Here is a 26,105-nt window from a genome sequence, read left to right as displayed (position 1 = left end):
TTTGATGCCGCACTATTCTTAGTATTTGCTCTTTTTTTGTCCGTATTAGGCCCAATAATCAGTAAGTAATATTACGAAGCTGACCGCTTTGTCATAGAGTATAAGGTAGAGACACAACACATTAATCTATACACGAATTTCCCTAGGAAAACACTATGGCTCGTAAAACTCCCCTAAAACGCTATCGCAATATTGGTATCTCAGCGCACATCGATGCTGGTAAGACAACCACTACTGAGCGTGTTTTATTTTATACCGGTGTTAGTCACAAACTTGGTGAAGTACATGATGGCGCAGCCACCATGGACTGGATGGAGCAAGAACAAGAGCGCGGTATTACTATTACCTCAGCGGCGACGACTTGCTTTTGGTCAGGTATGGCAAAACAGTTTGACGAACATCGTATCAACATTATTGACACTCCAGGTCACGTTGACTTCACGATTGAAGTTGAACGTTCTATGCGTGTACTTGATGGTGCTTGCATGGTTTACTGTGCAGTAGGTGGCGTCCAGCCACAGTCTGAGACCGTATGGCGTCAGGCGAACAAATATAAAGTACCACGTCTTGCATTTGTAAATAAAATGGATCGTGTTGGCGCTGATTTCTATCGCGTTATTGAGCAGATCAAAACTCGTCTAGGTGGTAATCCTGTACCATTGGTTATTCCAATTGGTAAAGAAGATGATTTCGAAGGCGTTGTTGATCTAGTCACTATGAAAGCTCTATATTGGGATGAAGCATCTCAAGGTATGGAATTTGAAGAACGCGAAATACCAGCTGAATTGCAAGAAAAAGCAGAAGAGTATCGTGAGCATCTCGTAGAAAATGCGGCTGAAGCTTCAGAAGAACTCATGAACGAGTATCTGGAAAATGGCGAATTGTCTGTAGAGCAAATCAATGCTGCTATTCGTCAGTTGACTATTGATAACGAAATTATTCCATTGCTTTGTGGTACTGCCTTCAAAAACAAAGGTGTACAAAAGATGTTGGATGCGGTTATTCAATATCTTCCAGCACCAATGGATGTACCTGCTATTAAAGGTATTCTTGATGACAAAGATGAAACTGAAGGCACTCGTGAAGCATCAGACGAAGCCCCATTCTCAGCTTTAGCATTCAAAATCATGAATGATAAGTTCGTTGGTAACTTAACCTTCGTTCGTGTTTATTCAGGTGTTTTGACGCAAGGTAGCAGCGTTTATAACCCAGTTAAAATGAAGCGTGAGCGCGTTGGTCGTATCGTACAGATGATGGCGAACTCTCAAGAAGAGCTTGCAGAAATTCGTACTGGTGATATCGCAGCATTGGTTGGCATGAAAGATGTGACAACTGGTGATACGCTATGTGATGAGCAAAATGTTATCACTCTTGAGCGCATGGAATTCCCAGATCCAGTTATCAGTCTTGCCGTTGAACCTAAGACTAAAGCTGACCAAGAAAGAATGTCTATCGCTTTAGGTCGTCTTGCAAAAGAAGATCCATCGTTCCGTGTGCATACTGATGAAGAGTCTGGTCAGACTATCATTAGTGGTATGGGTGAGCTACATTTAGAAATTCTTGTTGACCGTATGAAGCGTGAATTCAACGTTGAAGCAAACATCGGTGCACCACAAGTTGCTTATCGTGAAACGATTCGTGACACTGTTGAACAAGAAGGCAAATTCGTACGTCAAACAGGTGGTCGTGGTAAATTCGGTCACGTTTGGTTACGTCTTGAGCCACTTGATCCAGCGGGTGATGTTGAATACGAATTCGCTGAAGAAGTTGTTGGTGGTACCGTACCTAAAGAATTCCATGGTGCCGTTGATAAAGGTATCCAAGAACGCATGAAAAATGGCGTACTTGCTGGTTACCCAGTAGTTAACGTAAAAGCGACCTTGTATGACGGTTCTTACCATGACGTTGACTCGGACGAGCTTTCGTTTAAGATGGCAGGCTCTATGGCTTTCAGAAAAGGCTTCATGGCAGCAAACCCTGCGTTACTTGAGCCAATCATGAAAGTTGAAGTTGAAACGCCTGAAGACTACATGGGCGATATCATGGGTGATCTTAACCGTCGTCGTGGTTTGGTACAGGGTATGGAAGACTTACCTGGTGGTACTAAGCAGATCCGTGCCGAAGTACCATTAGCAGAAATGTTTGGTTATGCCACACAAATGCGCTCAATGTCACAAGGCCGTGCTACATACTCAATGGAATTCCAAAAATACGCTGAAATTCCAAAATCAGTTGCTGCTGAAATCATCTCTAAGTTCAATTCTAAAGATGGCGACGAGTAAATAAAGTACTTAATAGTGGCGATATAGAGTGCATCTCTATATTGCCATTGAAGAATATACCAATAACTTGTTAAAAGACTTGTTATTGGTTGTGATTTTCTTATAATATCTGCACATTGCATGTGCAACCTTTTAACAATTATCTTAATGTGGTCAGAATGCTTTAGCTATTGTCTTAACATTATTTAAGCACTTTAGTTGAAAATTCTAATCCCAAATAAAGAGGAAATACCCATGGCAAAGGCCAAGTTTGAACGTCTAAAACCACATGTCAACGTTGGTACCATCGGACACGTTGACCACGGTAAAACCACCCTTACCGCTGCTATCGCAACCGTAGCTGCTAAAACTTCAGGCGGCGAAGCCAAAGACTACGCGTCTATTGACTCAGCTCCAGAAGAAAAAGCACGTGGCATCACCATCAACACCTCACACGTAGAATATGACACCGAAGCACGTCACTACGCACACGTTGATTGCCCAGGTCACGCCGATTATGTTAAAAACATGATCACTGGTGCCGCTCAAATGGACGGCGCAATCCTAGTCGTATCAGCGACCGATGGCCCAATGCCACAAACGCGTGAGCACATCTTGCTATCACGTCAGGTTGGCGTACCATACATCATCGTATTCATGAACAAATGCGACATGGTCGATGACGAAGAATTGCTTGAGCTAGTAGAAATGGAAGTTCGTGAACTTCTTAACGACTACGACTTCCCAGGCGACGACACCCCAATCATCAAAGGTTCTGCTACCGAAGCCCTAAAAGGCAACGAAGGCCCATACGGCGAACCAGCAGTTGTTGAACTACTAAACGTACTAGACACCTACATCCCAGAGCCAGAGCGTGACATCGACAAAGCATTCCTAATGCCAATCGAAGACGTATTCTCAATCTCAGGTCGTGGTACCGTTGTAACTGGTCGTGTTGAATCAGGCATCGTACGCGTTGGTGACGAAATTGAAATCGTTGGTATCCGTGACACTCAAAAAACCACCTGTACGGGTGTAGAGATGTTCCGTAAACTGCTTGACGAAGGTCGTGCAGGCGAAAACTGTGGCGTACTACTACGTGGTACTAAGCGTGAAGACGTACAACGTGGCCAAGTACTAGCGAAGCCAGGTTCAATCACCCCGCATACCAAGTTTGACGCAGAAGTATATGTACTGTCAAAAGAAGAGGGTGGTCGTCACACACCATTCCTAAACGGCTATCGTCCACAGTTCTACTTCCGTACTACTGACGTAACTGGCGCAATCCAATTACAAGACGGTACTGAAATGGTTATGCCTGGTGATAACGTTGAGATGGGCGTAGAGCTTATCCACCCAATCGCTATGGACAAAGGTCTTCGCTTCGCTATTCGTGAAGGCGGCCGTACTGTAGGCGCTGGTGTTGTTGCTAACGTATTGAACTAAGATTTAACCCACTCAGAGCAATCTGAGAGAGTTAAACCGTAGTCGAAAAGCCATTCTCATAGAGGGTGGCTTTTTTTATTGTTAATTTTCATCATATCCGTATATTAGTTAAGCAAAAAGTCATTAAGGTTGCTAAGACATAACTATACAAATTTGTTCTCTGTAATTCTAATTTTGTTGTTAATAGCCAATTGATTAGAATAAAGTAATAAAATATTGTGTTAAAACTTGCATTCTAATTAAAAGCTTGTATAATTATCAGCCTCAACACCCATAGGCGATTGGCTCAATTGGTAGAGCATCGGTCTCCAAAACCGAGGGTTGTAGGTTCGAGTCCTACATCGCCTGCCATCTTCTTACCAAATTCTTTATTGTAAGCCACCATCTCCAAAGCGAGTTCTCTATGAGCGATAATCAAGATAACCTCGATTCTAAGTTATCTGATGCCAAGGCGGTTGCTGGTGGAATGCTGACTAAAAATAAGCACATATCATCGGTGAATACGTCTGCCGTTGAAGTTGCCAAAACTGGTTCAGCAAAAGATTTGGTATTATGGCTATTAGCCATAGCTGCTTTGATCGGCGCGACTTTAGTTAATCAATACCTACCTGGTTACTGGCAACTTGCCAATGATGTTTGGGTACGTATTGGTATTATTGTCGCGCTTATTGTGTTTGCACTAGTATGTTTAGCGTTAACCAATCAAGGCCGCGCATTTAAAATATTACTAAGAGATGCGGCAGTTGAACTGCGCCGTGTCACGTGGCCAGGTAAAGATGAGACCTTTCAATACACATGGCAAGTGATTGTTGTGATTGCGATTGTTGGGTTTTTTATTTGGTTATTAGATAACTTTTTTAATTGGTTCGTTGGTTTGTTTATCGGTTAATAGAAGCGTATTAGCTTCCTTTAACCCAAACTTTTACTTATAACGATTAGGAGCGTGATATGCGTTGGTATATTGTCCAAGCGTTTTCAGGATATGAAAAACAAGTGCAACGCTCATTAATCGAGCGCATTAATCGTAGCGACTTTGCTGAAAATTTCGGTGATGTATTGGTTCCTACTGAAGAAGTCGTCGAAATGAAAGACGGCAAAAAGCGTAAGAGTGAGCGTAAGTTCTTTCCAGGGTACGTATTGATCCAAATGGAAATGAACGATAATACTTGGCATATTGTTAAAGAATGCCCACGTATTATGGGTTTCATTGGTGGTACGCCTGAGACTCCTGCGCCTATTACTCAAGTAGAAGCGGATCGTATTCTTAACCGTTTAAATCAGACTGAAACCAACCCACGTCCAAAAACGTTATTTGAGCCGGGCGAAGAGTTATTGGTTATTGATGGTCCATTTACTGACTTTAAAGGGTTGGTAGAAAAAGTGGATTATGAAAAGTCTAAATTACAGTTAACTGTAAACGTATTTAATCGACCTACTCAGGTTGAGCTTGAGTTTAGTAAAGTTGAAAAGCTAGACTAAACCAGCAAAAAATTCATCAACCGGGGAGCTGTTAGTCAATAAGGGTTATACCATATTGATTTGGCGCTATTACCCATTTAGGAGAGTATCATGGCTAAGAAGATTGATGGTTACATCAAACTGCAAGTGCCTGCAGGCAAAGCAAATCCTTCACCACCGATTGGTCCAGCATTGGGTCAAAAAGGCGTGAACATCATGGCGTTCTGTAAAGAATTTAACGCTGCGACCTCAAATCAAGAGCCGGGTTTACCGATTCCTACTGAGATCACTGTATATAGCGATAAGTCTTTCACCTTCATCATGAAGTCACCACCAGCTGCATACTTACTACGTAAGGCTGCTGGCATCGCTAAAGGTTCTGGTACACCAAACACCGCTAAAGTCGGTAAAGTCGATCGTGCGCAATTAGAAGATATCGTCAAGACTAAAGATGCAGACTTAACTGCTGCTGATCTTGATGCTGCTGTCCGTACCATCGCTGGTACTGCACGTTCAATGGGTATTACCGTGGAGGGTGTGTAAATGAGTAAACTTACTAAGCGTCAAAAATTAATCGCTGAGCGTGTAGAAAACGAAAAGTTATACACACTTGAAGAAGCAGTTCAAATCTTAAATGATTTGCCAGCACTAAAATTCAAAGAGTCTATCGACATTGCAGTAAACTTGGGCGTTGACCCACGTAAATCTGATCAAGTAGTTCGTGGCGCTACCAACCTACCTGCTGGTACTGGTAAAACCAAACGTGTTGCTGTATTTGCTCAAGGCGCTGCTGCTGAAGCCGCCAAAGAAGCTGGTGCTGACATCGTTGGTTTTGAAGATTTAGCAGAGCAAATCAAAGCTGGTAACATGGACTTTGATATTGTTATTGCTGCTCCTGACGCAATGCGTGTCGTTGGTCAGTTAGGTACTATCCTAGGTCCACGTGGTCTAATGCCTAACCCAAAAGTCGGTACGGTAACGCCTAATGTTGCTGAAGCTGTGACTAACGCTAAAGCGGGTCAGGCTCAGTACCGTGTTGATAAAGCGGGTATCATCCATACCACTATCGGTCAAGTTGGTTTCACTGCTGAGCAAGTTATCCAAAACGCTCAAGCACTAATCACAGATCTAAAGCGTGCTAAACCTGCTACGTCTAAAGGTGTTTTCATTAAGAAAATTACCTTGTCTAGCACTATGGGCCCAGGTATCACGATTGATCCTGTTCCATATCGCACAGCAAAATAATTAAACGTGCGCCTTTATTTGACGATTTCAAATAAAGGACACAAAAATACTTTAAAGAATTAGGTCAGCGTAGCAAACGCTATGCTGTCTAAGACCGTAGGTAGAAAGCGGTTTTGCGTTATTATTAATGATTCTCGGATTATTATTGATGGCAATGAGCTGCTCTTGTTAATCGACGACAGATGAAAATCTTAGTTGTCCTACGCAGACGGTGACCCACCCAGTTGTTGATAAGAGCCGATAGGGCAACCTATCACTTGATGTCATTCTGATAACGGTGCCGTAATCAGTCGTTAGGAGTAAATTCTATTTTTATGGAATTTACGAATAACGTATCGTATCAAGTCAGTCTTAGTTAGGTGTTTAAACTATTCAAAGCCTCGGTTTTGGAGTTTTTATATGATTAGCAGATTGATTAGATTAAAGGAGTCAACTTATGGCATTAACGCTAGAGCAAAAACAACAAGTTGTGGCTGAAGTGTCTGAAGTTGCTGCTAATGCTTACTCAGCAGTAGCTGCCGAATATCACGGTATTGGTGTTGCAAAGCTTACTAAGCTGCGCGAACAAGCCCGTGAGAAAGGCGTCGTTTTGAAAGTGGTAAAAAACACCCTAGCAAAACGCGCTTTTGAAGGCACTAAGTTTGAGAGCATGTCAGACCGTATGACTGGTCCATTACTTTTGGCTTTCTCTATGGAAGATTTGGGATCTGCAGCTCGAGTCGTTTTCGACTTCAGTAAAGATCACAAAGCTTTAGAGACCAAATTGGTATCAGTTGGTGGTGTTGTTTATGGTCCAGAAGAGCTAGAGCGCGTATCGAAGCTACCAACTCGCGACGAAGCAATCTCTATCTTGATGGCTACTATGAATGCACCAGTGACCAAGCTTGTCCAGACTATGAACGCTGTTCCTAGTAAGCTTGTTCGCACTGTTGCAGCAATCAAAGACGCAAAAGAAGCTGCTTAATTGCTTGTTTTAACGTAACTTTGACATCGCTGATTGTACTTAATTGTCATAACTATTTGAAAATTTGGCAAACAATCAAAGCGATATTAAAATCAATTAATTTTTATCAGATAACGGAGAGTTCTCATGGCACTATCTAAAGATGACGTGTTAAACGCAATCGCTGAAATGTCAGTAATGGATATCGTTGAGTTAATCAGCGCTATGGAAGAAAAATTCGGCGTAACAGCTGCTGTTGCTGCTGCACCTGCTGCTGCTGGCCCTGCTGCTGCTGCTGCTGAAGAAAAAGACGAGTTTGACGTAGTTCTTGCCAGCTTTGGCGAGAAGAAAGTTGGCGTAATTAAAGCCGTACGTGAAGCTACTGGTCTTGGCCTGAAAGAAGCGAAAGATTTGGTTGAAAGTGCTCCAGCACCAATCAAAGAAGGCGTTAACAAAGCTGAAGCTGAAGAGTTGAAAAAGAAACTTGAAGAAGCTGGCGCTACTGTTGAACTAAAATAAGTTTAACGCGTTACGAAAAAAAGCTGGTGATGCCTTGCATTGCCAGCTTTTTTTTATTATAATTCGTAGCTTGACCTTTTGTGTCTGCCAATATACGTACGCATTAATGCGGTGGATACCTATCAAAAGGACACACGATATACATGTACGCAAACACGCCAGTTTTTGAAATTAGTTAACGTAAGCTAAATGTCGTTAGATGTTTGGCATTTTTTTGTGTCTGCATACTTTCCTTTTATTAATAATATTTATATTGATCCTAATTTTTTAATTCTAAATAGTCTAGCATGGTTTTACTGTCGGTAAATGGTTCATGGACGGTAGATATTAGCGACGATACTATTCATGTCATATATATATAATATAATTTAGAGATGAGACGCTAGAAGATTAGCAAGGTTTACTATTGAAATCTCAAGCAAAAGTGCTCATATAGTCGTGTTGATGTATTGATTTTAGTACATTGTTTTTATGCAACGACCGTTAGAACCCAATTAAGTTAAACAGCTGTTTTAGTAGAAGTATTTGTCTACAAAAAACAGTTTTAGTAAGAATTTTTATTTTATTATCGTTTACGTCGCTAAGTTTGCATAGTATTGATGCATGCTGGCCACGCTTTTCATTTGTTTTCACGTCTACTGTAAGGACTCTCGATGGCATATTCTTATACTGAAAAAAAGCGTATTCGCAAAAGTTTTGCTGAATTGCCCACTGTGATGGACATCCCATATTTACTGTCTATCCAAGTAGATTCTTACGAGCAATTTTTGCAAGAGCATAAAAAGCCAAAAGCTCGTGAGAATACTGGTTTGCAAGCTGCGTATTCCTCTATTTTCCCTATCGAAAGTCACTCTGGTAATGCAGAGTTACAATTCGTTGAATATTACTTAGGTACACCTGAGTTTGATGAGCGTGAATGTATTTTACGCGGCTCAACTTTCGCAGCCCCTATGCGTGTCAAAATTCGCCTAATTATCAAAGATAAAGACAGCAAAGATAAAGACAGTAAAGCGGCTATCAAAGATATCCGTGAGCAAAGTGTCTACATGGGCGAGATGCCATTGATGACCAATAACGGTACCTTTATTATTAATGGTACTGAACGGGTTATCGTATCGCAATTGCATCGTTCACCTGGTGTATTCTTTGATCATGATAAAGGTAAGTCACATTCAAGTGGTAAAGTGCTTTATAACGCACGTATTATCCCTTATCGTGGCTCATGGCTTGACTTTGAATTTGATGCCAAAGACTTAGTTTTTGCACGTATTGACCGTCGTCGTAAATTACTAGCTTCTATTATTTTACGCGCACTAGGCCTAAGCACTGCTGAGATCTTAGATATTTTCTTCGATAAAGTGGCTGTTTATAAAGGTGAAGAGCAGTTCGAAATTGATCTAGTTGCTGATCGCCTACGTGGTGAGATGGCGCAGTTTGATATCGTATCACCTGAGGGTGATGTATTGGTAGAGCAAGGCAAGCGTATTAATGCACGCCGTATCCGTCAGCTTGAAGAAGCAGGCATGACAAAAATTGCTGTACCTGATGAATACCTATATGAGCGTATTTTAGCTGAAGATATCATCGTTGATGATGAAGTGCTTGCTCGTGCAAACACGCCAATTGACCATGAATTATTGGTTAAATTAAGCGCTACTGACATCAAAGAAATCAGCATTCTATTTACCAATGATATCGATCAGGGTAGTTATATCGCTGATACGCTACGTGCCGATAGCACTTCAAGCCGTGAAGAAGCTTTAATCGAGATCTATAAAGTCATGCGTCCAGGTGAGCCACCAACGGTTGAAACCGCTGAGAAGCTATTTGACAGCATGTTCTTTAACGCTGATCGTTATGACTTATCGAATGTCGGTCGCATGAAGTTTAACCGCCGTTTAGGTTTAGACTTTGATAATACAGATGATCCTGATATCCAACGCAAGCGCAGTGTACTGACTAATGATGACATCGTTAACGTTCTAAAAGAGCTTATCGAGATCCGTAATGGTCGCGGCGAAGTTGATGATATTGACCATTTAGGTAACCGTCGTATTCGTTCGGTTGGTGAGATGGCAGAGAACCAGTTCCGTGTTGGTCTGGTACGTGTTGAGCGTGCAGTAAAAGAGCGTTTAAGCTCAGCTGAGTCTGATAACTTATCACCACAAGATTTGATTAACTCAAAACCTGTTGCTGCTGCAGTCAAAGAATTCTTTGGTTCAAGTCAGTTGTCACAGTTTATGGATCAGAACAATCCGTTGTCTGAAGTCACGCATAAACGCCGTGTATCAGCATTAGGGCCAGGTGGTCTGACTCGTGAACGTGCAGGCTTTGAAGTACGTGACGTACATGATACGCATTATGGTCGTGTTTGCCCGATTGAGACTCCTGAAGGTCCAAACATTGGTCTTATCAACTCGCTTGCGACCTTTGCTAAAACCAACAGCTTTGGCTTCTTAGAGACGCCTTATCGCCGTGTGGTTGATGGTAAAGTAACAGACGTTATTGAGTATTTATCAGCGATTGAAGAAGTAGGTACTGTGATTGCACAGGCCGACTCACCAGTGACTGAAGATGGTGCACTTTCTGATGAAATGGTCAGTGTGCGTAGCTATGGTGAATTCGTTCGTATGCCGCCAGAAAAAGTGACGCATATGGATGTGTCGCCAAGTCAGGTCGTTTCGGTAGCAGCAGGTCTTATTCCATTCCTTGAGCATGATGATGCTAACCGTGCCTTGATGGGCTCGAACATGCAGCGTCAGGCCGTTCCAACATTACGTGCTGATAAGCCGTTAGTTGGTACTGGTATGGAGCGTCATGTTGCTCGTGACTCTGGTGTTTGTGTTATCGCTAAGCGTGGCGGTGTGATTGAAGACGTTGATGCATCGCGTATCGTAGTGCGTGTGAACGAAGACGAGATGACTGCTGGTGAAGCGGGTATCGATATCTACAACTTGATCAAATATACACGCTCTAACCAAAACACTTGTATCAACCAACGTATCATCGTTAACCAAGGCGACGAGATTGCTTTGGGTGATATCTTGGCTGATGGTCCGTCAACGGATCTTGGTGAGCTAGCATTGGGTCAGAACATTCGCATCGCATTTATGCCGTGGAACGGTTATAACTTCGAAGATTCAATCTTGCTGTCTGAAAAAGTAGTTAAAGAAGATCGTTTCACTACTATTCATATTCAAGAATTGACTTGTGTGGCGCGTGATACCAAGCTTGGAACAGAAGAAATCACTGCGGATATTCCAAACGTTGGTGAAGCCGCTTTATCAAGTCTTGATGAAGCAGGTATTGTCTATATCGGTGCTGAAGTTGACGCAGGTGATATCTTGGTTGGTAAAGTCACGCCAAAAGGTGAGACGCAACTAACACCAGAAGAGAAGCTACTACGGGCCATCTTTGGTGAAAAAGCTGCTGATGTTAAAGACACCTCATTACGTGTGCCTACATCAAGCAAAGGTACGGTTATTGACGTACAGGTCTTCACTCGTGATGGTGTCGAAAAAGACGCGCGTGCAAAAGCGATTGAAAAGTCGCAGCTTGATAGCTACCGTAAAGATTTGAAAGAAGAGTTACGTATCTTTGAAGAAGCAGCACGTGGACGTATTGGTAATCTACTTGATGGTCAAAAAGTCAGCGGCGGTTCTGGTCTAAAAGCCGGTACAGTTATGGCTTTGGCTGATATGAAAGATATGAGCCTTGAGACTTTACTTGATATCCAGCCAGTTGAAGAAGAAATATCTGAGCGTTTGACACAAATTGCAGAGTACTTAGTCGATAAGCAAAAAGATATCGATACTAAGTTTGCTGAAAAGAAACGTAAATTAACGGCAGGTGATGACTTACAACATGGCGTTCAAAAAATCGTCAAGGTGTATTTAGCGGTTAAGCGTCGTATTCAGCCTGGTGATAAGATGGCTGGTCGTCATGGTAACAAAGGTGTGGTATCGCGCATTATGCCGGTTGAAGACATGCCTTATGATGAGAATGGTAATACAGTCGATATCGTATTGAACCCGCTTGGCGTACCATCGCGTATGAACATCGGTCAGGTACTAGAGACGCATTTAGGTATGGCAGCAAAAGGCCTAGGTGACAAAATCGATGGTATGCTCAAAGCACAAGCAGCGATTAAAGATTTACGTGATTTCTTAGACCAAATCTATAACAAAGTTGGTGGCGAACAAGTTGATCTTGATAGCTTAACTGATGATGACATCATGGCGCTGGCGGACAATTTACGTGCTGGTGTACCGATGGGCACGGCAGTGTTTGATGGTGCGCATGAGCATCAAGTTAAAGACTTGCTAGAGCTTGCTGGTATGGCACGCGATGGTCAGCAGACGTTGTATGATGGTCGTACGGGTCAGAAGTTTGACCGTAAAGTGACGGTCGGTTATATGTATATGCTTAAGCTTAACCATTTGGTTGATGACAAAATGCATGCGCGTTCAACTGGTTCTTACTCACTAGTGACTCAGCAGCCGCTAGGTGGTAAAGCTCAGTTTGGTGGTCAGCGCTTCGGTGAGATGGAAGTGTGGGCACTAGAAGCATATGGTGCGACTTATACGTTGCAAGAGATGCTGACTGTGAAGTCGGATGACGTTGAAGGCCGTACGCGTATGTATAAAAACATCGTTGATGGTGAGCAGTATATGGATCCAGGCATGCCTGAATCGTTTAACGTACTGACCAAAGAAATCAAATCACTAGGTCTTAATATTGAGTTAAAAGAGACCCACTAAGTTTAAAAGCTTTATTGATTCTAAACTTAGTTGTCACACTAAAGGCAGCACGCCTAATTGCTGCTGCTTTTAGTCATTTATCTCAACCCTATTCATTGCCTTCATTCATCTTATCCGCATTACGTTGTATAACGCGGCCAGATGATTATAAAGATAACGGAGAAGCAACTTGAAAGATTTACTCGATATTATGCAAAGCCCTACCGCTAGCGGTAATCGTGAGTTTGATAGTATTCAAATTACCTTAGCGTCACCTGATGTTATTAAATCATGGTCGCATGGTGAAGTTAAAAAGCCTGAAACGATTAACTATCGTACCTTCAAGCCTGAGCGTGACGGTCTGTTCTGTGCCAAAATCTTTGGTCCAGTTAAAGATTTTGAGTGCCTATGTGGTAAATATAAGCGCCGTAAATTCCAAGGCGTAATCTGTGAAAAATGTGGCGTTGAAGTCACTACCGCTAAAGTTCGTCGTGATCGCATGGGTCATATTGACCTAGCGAGTCCTGTTGCGCATATTTGGTTTTTAAAGTCATTACCAAGCCGTATTGGTCTATTATTAGACATGACTTTGCGCGATATTGAACGTGTATTGTATTTTGAAAGCTATATCGTTACTGAGCCAGGTTTAACTAGCTTAGAGAAATATCAGCTGCTTGATGATGAAGATTATTATAAAGCCCTTGAAGAATTTGGCGATGAATTCGTAGCCAAGATGGGTGCTGAAGCCGTACAAGATCTATTAAAAGATATTGATTTAGACCTTGAGATTGACGAGCTACGCGAAGCTATTCCGCAGACAGGTTCTGAGACTAAGCTTAAAAAGATGTCTAAGCGTCTTAAATTATTAGAAGCATTCCGTGATTCTAATAATAAGCCTGAGTGGATGGTAATGACCATCTTGCCAGTACTACCACCAGATTTGCGCCCACTAGTGCCACTAGAAGGCGGACGTTTTGCGACCTCAGATCTAAACGATTTGTATCGCCGCGTCATTAATCGTAACAACCGTCTAAAGCGTCTATTAGAGCTAAGCGCTCCTGATATTATCGTACGTAACGAAAAGCGTATGTTACAAGAATCAGTTGATGCTTTATTAGATAACGGCCGTCGCGGTCGTGCTATTACTGGTAGTAACAAGCGTCCATTAAAATCTTTGGCTGATATGATCAAAGGTAAGCAAGGTCGTTTCCGTCAAAACTTACTTGGTAAGCGTGTCGACTATTCTGGTCGTTCGGTTATCGTAGTAGGTCCAACGCTACGTCTGCATCAGTGTGGTTTGCCTAAGAAAATGGCACTTGAGCTATTCAAGCCGTTTACTTATTCAAAATTATTGTCTCACGGTATGGCAACCACGATTAAAGCGGCCAAAAAAATGGTCGAACGTGAAGAGCCACAAGTGTGGGATATGCTGGCCATGGTTATCCGTGAGCATCCAGTACTACTAAACCGTGCACCAACGCTTCACCGTTTGGGTCTACAAGCGTTCGAGCCTGTACTAATCGAGGGTAAAGCTATCCAGCTGCATCCGCTCGTTTGTACTGCTTTCAACGCTGACTTTGATGGTGACCAAATGGCAGTACACGTGCCATTGACGTTAGAGGCACAACTCGAATCACGTGCGCTAATGATGTCAACCAACAACATCTTGTCACCTGCTAACGGTGATCCGATTATTGTACCGTCACAAGATGTGGTACTTGGTTTGTATTACATCAGTCGCTCATCAGTGAATGCCAAAGGCGAGGGCATGATTTTTGCTACCGTCAATGAAGCATTACGTGCCATCGGTTCAAATGATTTGCATGTAAACGCAAAGATTAAAGTGCGTGTTACTGAGACACATATCGATGAAGAAGGCAACGAAACCAACAAAGAAGTTAGTCTAAAGGAAACTGTTGCTGGTCGTCTGCTTATCTGGAATATCATGCCAAATGGTATGGCGTTTGATGAGTGCAACCAAGAGATGACTAAGAAAAACATCTCACGTTTGATTAACTCTTGCTATCGTAAGATGGGCGCCAAAGGTAGTGTCATGTTCGCTGACCAATTAATGTACCTAGGGTTCGCTCAAGCGACACTATCTGGTGTATCTGTTGGTATCGATGACATGGTCATTCCACCAAGCAAAAAGCAGATTATTGAAGTTGCTGAGGCCGAAGTTCGTGAAATTGAAGACCAGTTTGAGCAAGGTTTTGTGACTGCTGGTGAGCGTTATAACAAAGTTGTCGATATTTGGTCACGTACTAACGACAAAGTCGCTAAGGCGATGATGGACAACTTGGCTACTGATAAAGTAATCAATGCTCAAGGTGAAGAAGAAGAGCAAAAGTCTTTTAACTCAATCTATATCATGTCGGATTCGGGTGCTCGTGGTAGTGCTGCACAGATTCGTCAGCTTGCTGGTATGCGTGGTTTGATGGCAAAGCCGGATGGCTCAATTATCGAGACGCCGATTAAAGCTAACTTCCGTGAAGGCTTAACGGTACTTCAGTACTTTATCTCAACGCATGGTGCGCGTAAAGGTCTAGCAGATACCGCATTGAAAACGGCTAACTCAGGTTATTTGACTCGTCGTTTGGTTGATGTCGCACAAGATTTAGTTATTACTACTGATGACTGTGGTACTGATGTAGGCTTGCTCATGACGCCGCACATCCAAGGTGGCGAGATCATTGAAAAACTTGGTGATCTAGTACTTGGACGTGTTACAGCGCGTGATGTCACGTACAATGATGATGATTCAAAAATCTTGGTTCCAGCGGGTACTTTGATCGATGAGCATTGGGTTAATGTGCTTGACGAAAATGCAATCGATGACATCTGGGTACGCTCGGTGATTACTTGTAACGTAGCACATGGTGTTTGTTCACAGTGCTATGGTCGTGACCTTGCTCGTGGTCATAAAGTGAATATCGGTGAGTCAGTTGGTGTCATGGCAGCACAGTCTATCGGTGAGCCTGGTACACAGCTTACGATGCGTACTTTCCACGTGGGCGGGGCAGCAAGCTCAGCATCAGTGGATAATAGCATCTCAGTCCGTAATGCTGGTCAAGCGCATTTCGAGAATATGAAGACAGTTCAGCATACTGACGGTCACTTAGTTATTGTTTCTCGTTCTGCTGAAATTGCCTTAACTGATGAGCTTGGTCGTGAGCGTGAGCGTTATAAAGTACCTTATGGTTCAAGTGTATTAGTGAAGCATGAAGATCAGGTCGAAGGTGGCCAGACTATCGCTAAATGGGATCCGCATACGCATCCAATCATCACTGAATTTGCTGGTACAGCACGCTTTAGTGAAATTACTGATGGTATGACGGCAACTGTTAAAGTTGATGACGCGACTGGTATGAGCTCATTTGAGATTCTTGCTACTCGTGACCGTTCAAGTACTGCAAAAGACTTACGTCCTGCCATTATCTTGAATACTGACGAAGGCAAAGAAGTAATTTACTTCTTACCTGCTGAAACGATCATTCGTGTTAGCGATGGTGAAAAAGTAGCGGCAGGTTCAATCTTAGGTCGTGTACCACAAGCTACTTCAGGTACTAAAGATATTACCGGTGGTCTACCACGTGTTGCTGATTTATTCGAAGCACGTCGTCCAAAAGATCATGCCATCATGGCAGAGATGACTGGTGTAGTCAGCTTTGGTAAAGAAACTAAGGGCAAAAATCGCTTTATTATCACCAATGAAGATGGTGAAGTACATGAAGAGCTAATCCCTAAATGGCGTCAAATTAACGTCTTTGAAAATGAGACAGTAGCTCGTGGTGAAGTTATCGCTGATGGTCCACAAAACCCACACGATATCTTACGTCTAAAAGGCCAGACAGCACTTGCTAACTATATCGTTAACGAAGTACAGGATGTTTATCGTCTGCAAGGTGTGAAGATTAACGACAAGCACATTGAAGTTATCATTCGCCAAATGCTACGCAAAGTTGAGATTACTGATGGTGGTGATTCAAGTCACTTCAAAGGCGATCAAGCTGAATATGCTGATATCAGAGCACTTAACGCAAAACTAGAAGCGGAAGATAAATTCCCAGTCCAGTATGAGCGTCAGCTACTTGGTATCACCAAAGCCAGTCTTGCAACAGAAAGCTTTATCTCAGCAGCGTCGTTCCAGGAAACGACTCGTGTCCTAACTGCTGCTGCCGTTACTGGTAAGGTAGATGAACTACGCGGTCTGAAAGAGAACGTCGTTGTTGGTCGCCTAATTCCAGCGGGTACTGGTCTTGCTTATCATAAAGCTCGTAAAGAGAAAGCTGAACAGAAGCTGCTTGATAAAGACATTAATGCAGCGTTTGATATGACTGCTAGCACTGATAGCAAAGACTTTGCCAGTTTTGATGAAGCCTTCGCACAAGAGCTCAACCAAGACAGTCAGTCTTAATAGCAAATGTTTAACATGTAATTATAATTAAAATAAAAAAGCCAGTCATGTTGCTGGCTTTTTTATGGGCTTAAAAAACTAAAAAAACAATAGTTATATTAACTCCTAAGATAGTACACTAACCAATGCGTCTATATCAGTCGCGTCTATTTTATTAATATCATACAAGGATAAGCGCATGGCGGGTAAAGGTCGCGTTGCCAAATATCAAGCTGATAGAACCAATCAAAAGCTGTATTTTTGTCGTCTAGCCTGTCAAGCAGCGGGTAGTAGTAGTGATAAACAGCTATATCAAGCACATTGTGAAACAGCTATATTTCATCTGTACGGTACTTTTTTAGCATTTATGCAAGAGCTTGCACAATTTTATAGTTTGGATATGAAGGCGCCAACTTTAGAGAGTATTGAACAAGCACTTAGTGAGCGTACTCAAGTGTCGCCAGAGATACAGCGTCTGCAACAATTGCAGCAGCAAGGGTTTTTGGCAAATATAGAACGTGCCTATCAGCGTTGTCTATACGCCGTCCCACCAGATACTATCGTAGATCAAACACCAAGCGATGCTGCCTCACCTGATCTTATAGTTAACGTTGTGACCTTGTCGAATCAGTGGTTACCTGATGAAGCAACTATACGTGAATGGCGTCAGCAGTTTTTAGAGCTTATCGAGCAATTGCGCGCAGGTATGGTAGAGTTCTAAAGAGTAATATAAATATTGAACTCTTAAGAAAACATGTTGAATTAGCAAAAATTATCAAGTAGGGCAGGTCATATAGAAACTTTATATCGTAAAAAAGCTTGCTCAAATATCATTGAGCAAGCTTTTTTATATTACAAATAACGATTAGAAGAGTTGTTTGTTTATTCTGGCATTGGCGGCATACGCTCAGCTGGAGTCACCGAAAGCGGGTTTTGAGGAACGCTATCGTTGGTGCGTTTTGGAGGTGAAACCGTACTTTTATTACCAGTATTACTGTTGCGGCTTTCTTCAGCTTCAATAGGGTCAGGTTCCGGAGCTTTACGCTGCTGAGTTTTGGGTTTTACTGGTTTAGCAGCACTACTAGTGTACTCATTTTCTTCATCAGTATTGATCACGCCAGCATCAGTCATCTCCAATATACGCTGCTGCTGTTTTTTAGATTTGGCACGGTTGTTGACTGACACCCATTGATGAGGTTTATTTTTTAGTTGCGCTCTCATAAAATCCATCCATACGGGCAGCGCTGCTACTCCTCCATACTCACGACGCCCCAATGTTGATGGCTGATCAAAACCCATCCAAACGACAGTAGCACTAGTTGGATGGAAACCTGCAAACCAAGCATCTTTAGCTTCATTGGTTGTACCAGTTTTACCGCCAATATCGTTACGACCTAAGGCTTTTGCACGCACTGCTGTACCACGCTGTACGACATCACGTAAGATATCAGCCATCTCATAAGCAACTCGTGGCTTCAAAATACGTGGTGCTTGGCTAGCCTGCAAGTACTGTACAGCAGGTGGTTTTAAGCGATCTGCTTCTGGACTAGCATCATATACATTTAGATTGATAGCATCGTTATCTGCTTCTACACTTTCGTCCTTCTCTAAATCTTCAGTAGTTACCGATTCATCGTTAGGCTCAATAACTGCATTTTTATCTTCGAGTAATTTATTATAATCTTCAACCCGTTTCTCGTTGAGACTTTCAACTTGTTCATTGAAACATAATGCGCAAGCTTGTTGCGGATTTGCTTGGAACAATAACTTATTGTCATAATTATAAATTTGTTCAATAAAATAAGGTTGAATACGATGCCCACCGTTAGCAAAGCTTGCATAAGCAGTGGCCATTTGTAAAGGTGTTGCTTGTCCTGCACCTAGCGCCAATGACAAAGTTGTTGGAAGCTTTTCTTTATCAAGTCCAAACTGATCTAATAAGTTGCGCGCATCTGAGATGCCAATAGCTTGTAGTAAACGAATAGATACCAAGTTACGTGATAGATATAAACCGCGACGTAAAGTAATGTCACCTAAAAAGCGTTCATCAGAGTTCTTAGGTTTCCATTCGCCTACTTGGATTGGACGATCTGAAACAATACTATCTGGGCGATAGCCTTTTTCTAGAGCAGCAGTATAAACCAATGGCTTAATCGTTGAACCTGGTTGACGCCAGCCCTGTAATGCACGGTTGAATTTACTGTGATTAAAATCGAAGCCTCCAACTAGAGCGTTAACAGCGCCTGTATCAGGGTTCAATGAAACTAGGCTACCTTGTACCTCTGGTATTTGTGCCAGCTTCCAACCGCCATTGTTGGTCGGTAGTAAGCGAATAATGTCGTTCTTACTAACAATCTGTGTGGCATTACTTGGATAGTAACCAATCCGATCTGCTGAAAAATACTTACGCGCCCAGCTCATACCCGACCAGTTAACGGTAACATTTTCACCAGAGGGCATCGTTGCTTCAAAGCTACGTGAATTAACTTTGGTGACCTTAGCTGGATACATGCCACCGTAGCGTCGAAAGTCTTCTAAAGGTTCATCATTCGCTTCTGCTCCGCGCCAGCCATGACGATGATCGTAAGCTATTAGCCCTTTTAGCACGGCTGCTTCAGCAGATTTTTGGGCTTCACTATCGACAGTGAGACGTACTCGCCAACCGCCATTGACAACTTGTTCACCGTAGCGATTGACCAGCGCATAACGAGTCATTTCTGCCAAATACGGCATATTAACGTCAAGCTTTTCTTGGTAGAGTTTTAAACCAATTGGCGCGTTGACTGCTTCATCATGCTGGGTCTTATCAATGTAACCAAGCTCGTGCATGCGACCAACAATCCAATTGCGACGAGTGAGTGCACGTTCAGGATTGGCTACAGGGTTATATTTTGATGGGGCTTTTGGTAAGCCAGCAAGCATTGCCATTTCGGCAATAGTTAGGTTTTCTAGAGATTTGCTATAGTATTTTTTGGCAGCTGCACGGATACCGTACGCGCCTTCGCCTAGATAAATTTTATTGACATATAAGGTCAAAATATCGTTTTTGCTAAGCTCATCTTCCATCTTACGAGCCAAAAACAGTTCAGTTAACTTTCTGTTTAAAGTACGTTCAGGGCTTAAGAAATAGTTTTTAGCGACTTGCATAGTAATGGTAGAGCCACCTGTTTGACCTTCGTCATCAGTGACTGCCTCGGTAACAGCGCGACCAAGACCTTTAATACTAATACCACTATGTTGAAAAAATGATGAGTCTTCTGCCGCCAAAAACGCATTGGTCAAATCTTTAGGGATTTCTTCAAAGGTAACTGGTAGCGATAAACGATTACCGTATTGACCAATAAGCTTGTCATCGCTGCTATATATTTGCAATGGCATCTCAAGACTGGCTGTTTTGATTTCTTGGATACTGGGCAATGTTGGTGACAAATACATAGCCATACCGTAGAAGCCAATTGGCACAGTTAATGCAAGGATAACGGCAAGTGCTAGACAGGCAATAACAATTCCCACCAAAAAGTGAACGAGGTGAGCAGTAGCGTTTTTTTTGGTCATAATCAGGCTTATCAATTAAAATTTGCAACAAATACCTTATTATACAGTGAACAAAACAGACAGGTCATGCTAAAAGTGTAATTTATCTGAACAGAGTCTTTAAATGCTTGAATATGTCTATTAAGTAAAGTATTGTGTTAAATTATTACTGATAACTATCAGAACGTAAATCTATATAAGGCAAAGCGTCTGTGAGGCTACTTTCTTCTAAAGGTCGACATTTGGTCGGGGTAGATATCTGCGCCACCTCCGTAAAGCTGGTTAATATACAGCGTCAGCAAGGAATATTTCATCTTAAGTCATATGGAATCGAAGGACTGCTACCAGGTACAGTCGTTGACAAGCTTATTGTAGATACTGAAGCAGTTGGTGATGCTATTATTCGCTTAGCAAGACGCTGTCAGGTCGCAGGCAGTGATGGCGCTACCGCTGTTTCAGGCTCAGCAGTCATTACTAAGATTATTGATATGGATAGGGTGCTAAGCGACGTCGAACGCGAAGCCCAGATACGCTTAGATGCAGATCAATATATTCCCTATCCATTAGAAGAAGTCAATCTAGACTTTGAAGTGCTTGGCCCCTCGCTAGTTGATGAAAATCTAGTTCAAGTTCTGCTGGCCGCCTCACGTTCAGAAAACGTCGATCAGCGCGTCGATGCGCTTACCTTTGGTGGTCTAAAAACCAAAATCATGGATATCGAGTCGCATGCAATAGAGCGGGCGTTTGGTTTGATGGCTGATAACCTACCTAATATGCCAGAATTGGTTGCGCTGGTTGATATCGGACACAATCAGACTACTTTATACATTGCCAAAAATGGTGAGTTTGTTTATAGCCGTGAACAACTATTTGGTGGGTTACAACTGACAGAAGCCATTCAAAATCGCTATGGCCTGTCGTTCGAAGAGGCCACAGTTAATAAACGTGAACGTGCGCTACCTGATGATTATTATCCAGAAATTCTAACACCTTTTATAGAAAGCACTATCCAACAAATTACACGCTCTTTGCAATTTTATTTTTCTTCGAGTCAATACAATAGTATTGATCATGTCGTACTTGCTGGCGGCAGTAGTTCTATTCCAGGCTTATCCAGTATGGTACAGCAAAAGCTTGGTGTACCTGTCACTGTAGCTAACCCTTTTATCAATATGACTATAGATCCTTATATAGATAATGAGCAATTGGAAACTGATGCCCCAAGCTTGCTAGCTGCCTGTGGCCTTGCGTTAAGGAGCTTTGACTAATGGCTCGTATCAACCTATTGCCATGGCGGCAAGAAGAACGCGAACGTAGTAATAAAGAATTTATCACCTTAGTAGTCGCGGTTACCTTGCTGGCACTATTATCTGCCTTTGCAACTTGGAGCTATTTTAATAACGAGCTTGACGAACAACGCGACGCAAATGCTTTGATTGAGCAAGAAAATGTGCGTTTGGATACTGTGTTGACCGAAATTGATAGTTTGGAGCAGCGCCGAGAAGATATTATTTCGCGCATGCAAGTTATTCAAGACTTACAAGGACGACGTCCGATTCCCGTTCGTTTATGGGATGACATAGCGAAGGCCATACCGTCTGCACTCTACTTAAATAATTTAAAGCGTGAAGGCGACCTGCTTACTCTAACTGGTCTTGCAGATAACCCAAATGTAGTATCAAGCTTGATCCGTAATTTAGATAGCAGTAAATGGATGGATAATTCTGCTGTGCGCAATATTCAGCAAAACATTACTGCCTATCAGCCTGCTCCTGCACTTAATGAGACCGTCACTACTGGTAAGCAGCCACGTCCTATCTATCCTGAAGACAGCTATGTGCAGTTCGTTATCACAACGCAAGTTCGGTCAGAAAGCACCAACCCTGATGAAGGCGCTGAGTCTGGAGGTGAGTTGTGAAACTTATCCGTAGAAAAACGCTAATTAAGACTAAAAAAACAGCAGGACGCAGCAAGAAGCAGTTTAATTTTAACGATTTTCGTCGTAGTTTTGAGTCTTTAGATACAGAAAACTATGGCAGTTGGCCATTCCCCGTAAAGGTAACAGTATTAGGTTTTATTATTGCGTTTATTGCCGCTTTATCTTGGGCAATGCCAATCAGTAGTAAAATCGATGAAATTACAGCCGCTGAAAGTGAACAGCAAACGTTACTAGATAGCTACCGCGAAAAAGAGTCACGGGCACGCCATTTAGAAGCCTATAAAACTCAAGTTAACCAGATGGAAACTGAATTTAATACCTTACTTGACCAGCTACCTAAAGATACTCGGGTATCAGAGTTAGTAGAGGGCATTAATATGACTGGTGTTGGTAGCAACATCCGTTTCCAAGATATTTCGGTAGAGCCTGAGATTGAAAATGAGTTTTTCATTGAGCAGCCGATTCGTATTGCCGCTCTTGGTGAGTACCATCAGTTTGGTAGCTTTATCAGTGGTCTTGCCGCGCTGCCACGCATCATCACGATGCATGATTTTGAAGTCAGCAATCCGCAGCCTACATTAGATGCTATACCGGAGCTGAATTTAGTGCTACAAACCAAAACTTACCGCTCAAAAGAAGTAGCCGCTGAAGATGAAGTGACGACACCAGCAACTGATGCTACTGCGGGGGCTAACTAACATGAATGTTAAAAAATTATCGGCCCTTTTTGCCCTAAGTATTGCAACTTTATGGTTGACTGGCTGTACTGATCGTATTGGTATGGCGGGACAAGCGATGAGCGAGATTCGTAACTCACCCTCGCAGCCCATTGAGCCACCGCCAAAAGCGGAGTTAGTAGAAGATTTTGTATACAGTGCCAGTCTAATACGCAGCCCATTCCTACCGCCAAGCCTTATGAATGTACAGGGTCCAAACATACCTACAGATGGTGTGCGTCCTGATATTACTCGAACCAAAGAACCGCTTGAGCAGTATGAGATTGCACAGCTTACCTTTCGCGGGATGATAATATCTCCTGAAGGTCAACAGTATGCATTGGTACAGCGTCCAGATGGTTCGGTTGCTAGCGTTAAAGTAGGTGATTATCTTGGACTAAACGACGGCCGTATTGTTGAAATCACGCCGACCCAGATTAATTTGATTGAAATTGTGCCAGATAGCCGCGCAGGGTTTATTGAAAGACCCCAGTCGCTGGTCTCTCCTATAAGTTAAGTTGGCAGGTTTTTTGAGGAATAAGTAATGACAGTACGCAATAACAAGGTAATGGCAATGAGTAACCGTATGTCTTCTACCTTTGCAATATCTGCGTTGGCAATCAGTATGGTCGCCATTAGTAGCACCGCTTATGCAGAGCAGCGCATCAACAATGTCTCTGTGGTACAGACCGCACCTGCCGTAACCCAGCTACGTCTAGGATTTAACGGTGCGCCAGTACTGCCTGCTGCTTATCAGCTTGATAATCCTAGTCGTTTGGTTTTGGATTTCGAACAAGTACAAAATGGTCTTGCTAGCCGATTTAACAATTATAATATTGGTATGGTCAATGATGTCACTACGTTAAGCAACGATAGTACGACGCGTTTGATCGTAGGCTTAAAACAAAGCGGTGATTATACTACTGCTGTGGATGGTAGTGACTTATTACTCACTATTACTGATCCAAATCGTACAGTAGTCAAAAATAGCCCAGTCATCACTACTGTCCCTGTTACCACGACAGCGATTGTGACACCTATTGTTGAAACCAGTAGTGCCGGAATTACTCCTGTTATTACAGGCTCAGAAGTCATTAAAGTACAAGCGCCTGCTGATACTATGGTGGTACGTGTTAACCCGTTACTAGATCCTAGGCTGGCCTCCGCACAAGTAAGTAAACAATATAGTTATGATGGTCTAAGTGCACTGAATTTTGCTGCAGGCAGTAATGGTGGCGGTAATGTTAGTATTGCACTTGCCAATGAAGCCATTCCGGTTGATGTGCAGCGCCAAGGCAATAAATTAGTGGTACGTATGACTGGCAGTACCGTACCTAGAAACTTATTGCGTCGCTTAAATATTAACAGTGGGCTTGTAGATAGCGTTGATACCAAAAACCAAGGTCAAAGTGGTGTTATTACCATCAATATGACTGGGGACTATGAGTATCAAGCTTATCAATCGGGCAATCAGCTCAATATCAGTATTAGTAAGCCTGAGCTATTGCGTGAGCCAACACTAGAAGAAAAAGTTTATAGTGGTGAAGCACTATCTATGGAGTTTCAAGATGTTGAGATTCGTAGTGTACTTGATATCCTAGCGCAATTTACTGATATGAATATCGTTGCTAGTGACTCGGTTAGTGGCAATATCACGCTCCGCTTAATCAATGTACCATGGGATCAAGCCCTTGATATTATTTTAAAAAGTAAAAATTTAGATAAGCGTGAGAATGGCAATGTTATATTGATTGCACCTTCTACTGAACTGGCAGCTCAAGAAGCACAGGAGCTTGAAGCTCAGCAAGCCGTTGAAGCCTACGCGCCATTACGTACTGAATATATACGCTTAAGCTACGCTAAAGCACAAGATGTATTTAACCTTATTTCTCAAGGTAGCGGTCCATCTGGCGGTAGCTCAAGCAATAGTCGCGTAGAAGATAGCAATAGCTTATTGTCTAACCGCGGTACAGTGACGATTGATGAGCGTACTAACACACTGATTGTCAAAGATGTGGCTGATAGCATTGAAAATATTCACAGACTCATTAGCAAAATTGATATTCCAGTACGCCAAGTTATGATTGAGGCGCGAATCGTTAGTGCTTCTGACAGCTTTAGTAAAGAGATCGGTGTACGTTGGGGCATCTTATCTAATGGTGCAGCTAACAACCGTAACTTGCTAGTCGGTGGTAGTAATCAAACCTTGTGGGATCTTAAAGATTTTGATGTAGAAACGACGACTGTTAATGGTCAAACCGTATCATATCCTAAATACGACATCAGTCGTCCTGACAATCTTAACGTCGATTTAGGCGTAGCCAACCCTGCGGGAAGTATTGCATTTGGTCTACTAGCTATGTCAGATGTCATGTTAGATCTAGAACTATCAGCACTGCAAGCAGACAACCGTGGTGAAGTTATTTCTACCCCTAAGATTTTGACAGCAGATAAACAAACAGCCAAAGTTTCATCTGGTACGCAAATCCCTTATCAAGAAGCGTCTGCTAGTGGAGCCACGTCTACTAGCTTCAAAGAGGCAGCGCTAAGCTTAGAAGCAACCCCAAATATTACGCCTGATGGCAAGATTGGTTTGCAGTTGGTGATTACTAACGGAACACCGACTATCATTAACAATCAAGTCGCTATTGCTGAAGACTCTATCTCCACTAACGTCATTGTAGAAGATGGACAGACGATTGTACTTGGTGGCGTCTTTAAAAATCGTATCTCTAATGGGGTAGATAAAGTCCCGTTCTTAGGCGATCTGCCTTATATTGGTCGTGCTTTCCGTAAAGACGTACGTAGTAACGCAAAAGAAGAGCTGCTTATCTTTGTTACACCAAAACTAATTAATGACGGTATTAGCCGTTTAGATTAATATAATTTTGCTGACAGCTAGTAAGCTA

The 26,105-nt window shown here is 42.5% G+C and carries 17 protein-coding genes and 1 tRNA gene; 17 read left to right on the top strand and 1 reads right to left on the bottom strand.

What is annotated here, in order from left to right:
* Positions 1-155 precede the first annotated feature (155 nt).
* The 12 genes from fusA (at position 156) to AK823_RS11970 (ending at position 17,728) form a co-directional block, all read left to right on the top strand.
* Entirely contained in the window at positions 156-2,282 is a 2,127-nt protein-coding gene (gene fusA, locus AK823_RS12025; RefSeq protein WP_068329500.1) for an elongation factor G, read from the top strand.
* Between the two features lie 234 nt (positions 2,283-2,516).
* Positions 2,517-3,707, top strand: coding sequence for an elongation factor Tu (tuf, locus tag AK823_RS12020; RefSeq protein ID WP_068034471.1), 1,191 nt, complete (start codon positions 2,517-2,519; stop codon positions 3,705-3,707).
* Positions 3,708-3,982: 275 nt separating this feature from the next.
* Positions 3,983-4,058 (top strand) — tRNA-Trp (locus AK823_RS12015).
* A gap of 52 nt (positions 4,059-4,110) precedes the next feature.
* Positions 4,111-4,596, top strand: a complete 486-nt coding sequence (gene secE / locus AK823_RS12010) for a preprotein translocase subunit SecE (protein ID WP_068037977.1) — start codon at positions 4,111-4,113, stop codon at positions 4,594-4,596.
* Positions 4,597-4,655: 59 nt separating this feature from the next.
* A complete protein-coding gene (gene nusG / locus AK823_RS12005) occupies positions 4,656-5,186 on the top strand; it encodes a transcription termination/antitermination protein NusG (protein WP_068037974.1) in 531 nt (176 codons plus the stop codon).
* A gap of 90 nt (positions 5,187-5,276) precedes the next feature.
* Positions 5,277-5,708 carry a 50S ribosomal protein L11 gene (rplK, locus tag AK823_RS12000; RefSeq protein WP_010201717.1) on the top strand — a complete coding sequence of 144 codons (432 nt, stop codon included), beginning with the start codon at positions 5,277-5,279 and terminating at the stop codon, positions 5,706-5,708.
* The gene (gene rplA / locus AK823_RS11995; protein WP_068329499.1) at positions 5,709-6,410 is read left to right on the top strand and encodes a 50S ribosomal protein L1; all 702 of its coding nucleotides are present in this window, start codon (positions 5,709-5,711) and stop codon (positions 6,408-6,410) included.
* A 436-nt stretch (positions 6,411-6,846) separates the two neighbouring features.
* Complete coding sequence (gene rplJ / locus AK823_RS11990) at positions 6,847-7,374, top strand: 50S ribosomal protein L10 (protein ID WP_068037967.1); 528 nt, start codon at positions 6,847-6,849, stop codon at positions 7,372-7,374.
* Positions 7,375-7,500: 126 nt separating this feature from the next.
* Positions 7,501-7,872 (top strand): 50S ribosomal protein L7/L12, encoded by a 372-nt coding sequence (gene rplL, locus AK823_RS11985; RefSeq protein ID WP_011514491.1) that lies wholly within the window; start codon positions 7,501-7,503, stop codon positions 7,870-7,872.
* Between the two features lie 653 nt (positions 7,873-8,525).
* Positions 8,526-12,632 (top strand): DNA-directed RNA polymerase subunit beta, encoded by a 4,107-nt coding sequence (rpoB, locus tag AK823_RS11980; protein ID WP_068037963.1) that lies wholly within the window; start codon positions 8,526-8,528, stop codon positions 12,630-12,632.
* Between the two features lie 169 nt (positions 12,633-12,801).
* Positions 12,802-17,028: a DNA-directed RNA polymerase subunit beta' gene (gene rpoC / locus AK823_RS11975; protein ID WP_068329498.1), complete on the top strand. Its 4,227-nt coding sequence runs from the start codon at positions 12,802-12,804 to the stop codon at positions 17,026-17,028.
* 178 nt (positions 17,029-17,206) lie between these two features.
* Positions 17,207-17,728 (top strand): DUF6586 family protein, encoded by a 522-nt coding sequence (locus tag AK823_RS11970; RefSeq protein WP_068037957.1) that lies wholly within the window; start codon positions 17,207-17,209, stop codon positions 17,726-17,728.
* Positions 17,729-17,889: 161 nt separating this feature from the next.
* On the opposite strand, the gene AK823_RS11965 is transcribed toward AK823_RS11970, so the two are convergent.
* Positions 17,890-20,562, bottom strand: a complete 2,673-nt coding sequence (locus tag AK823_RS11965) for a PBP1A family penicillin-binding protein (RefSeq protein WP_068329496.1) — start codon at positions 20,560-20,562, stop codon at positions 17,890-17,892.
* 191 nt (positions 20,563-20,753) lie between these two features.
* Between AK823_RS11965 and AK823_RS11960 the strand changes: the two genes are divergently transcribed.
* Genes AK823_RS11960 through pilQ form a run of 5 tightly spaced genes read left to right on the top strand, consistent with a single transcriptional unit; the run spans position 20,754 to position 26,077 of the window.
* A complete protein-coding gene (locus AK823_RS11960; RefSeq protein ID WP_068329493.1) occupies positions 20,754-21,809 on the top strand; it encodes a pilus assembly protein PilM in 1,056 nt (351 codons plus the stop codon).
* Positions 21,809-22,459, top strand: a complete 651-nt coding sequence (locus tag AK823_RS11955; RefSeq protein ID WP_068329489.1) for a PilN domain-containing protein — start codon at positions 21,809-21,811, stop codon at positions 22,457-22,459. Before AK823_RS11960 ends, AK823_RS11955 begins: the two co-directional genes overlap by 1 nt.
* Positions 22,456-23,178, top strand: coding sequence for a type 4a pilus biogenesis protein PilO (gene pilO / locus AK823_RS11950; RefSeq protein WP_068329486.1), 723 nt, complete (start codon positions 22,456-22,458; stop codon positions 23,176-23,178). Before AK823_RS11955 ends, pilO begins: the two co-directional genes overlap by 4 nt.
* A gap of 1 nt (position 23,179) precedes the next feature.
* A complete protein-coding gene (locus tag AK823_RS11945; protein WP_149031863.1) occupies positions 23,180-23,713 on the top strand; it encodes a pilus assembly protein PilP in 534 nt (177 codons plus the stop codon).
* A 27-nt stretch (positions 23,714-23,740) separates the two neighbouring features.
* Complete coding sequence (gene pilQ, locus AK823_RS11940; RefSeq protein WP_068037938.1) at positions 23,741-26,077, top strand: type IV pilus secretin PilQ; 2,337 nt, start codon at positions 23,741-23,743, stop codon at positions 26,075-26,077.
* Positions 26,078-26,105 lie beyond the last annotated feature (28 nt).

This window comes from Psychrobacter sp. P2G3, assembly GCF_001593285.1.
Taxonomy (GTDB): Bacteria; Pseudomonadota; Gammaproteobacteria; order Pseudomonadales; family Moraxellaceae; genus Psychrobacter.
The sequence above is the reverse complement of the archived record's forward strand: the minus strand, read 5'-3'. Positions and strand labels throughout refer to the sequence as shown.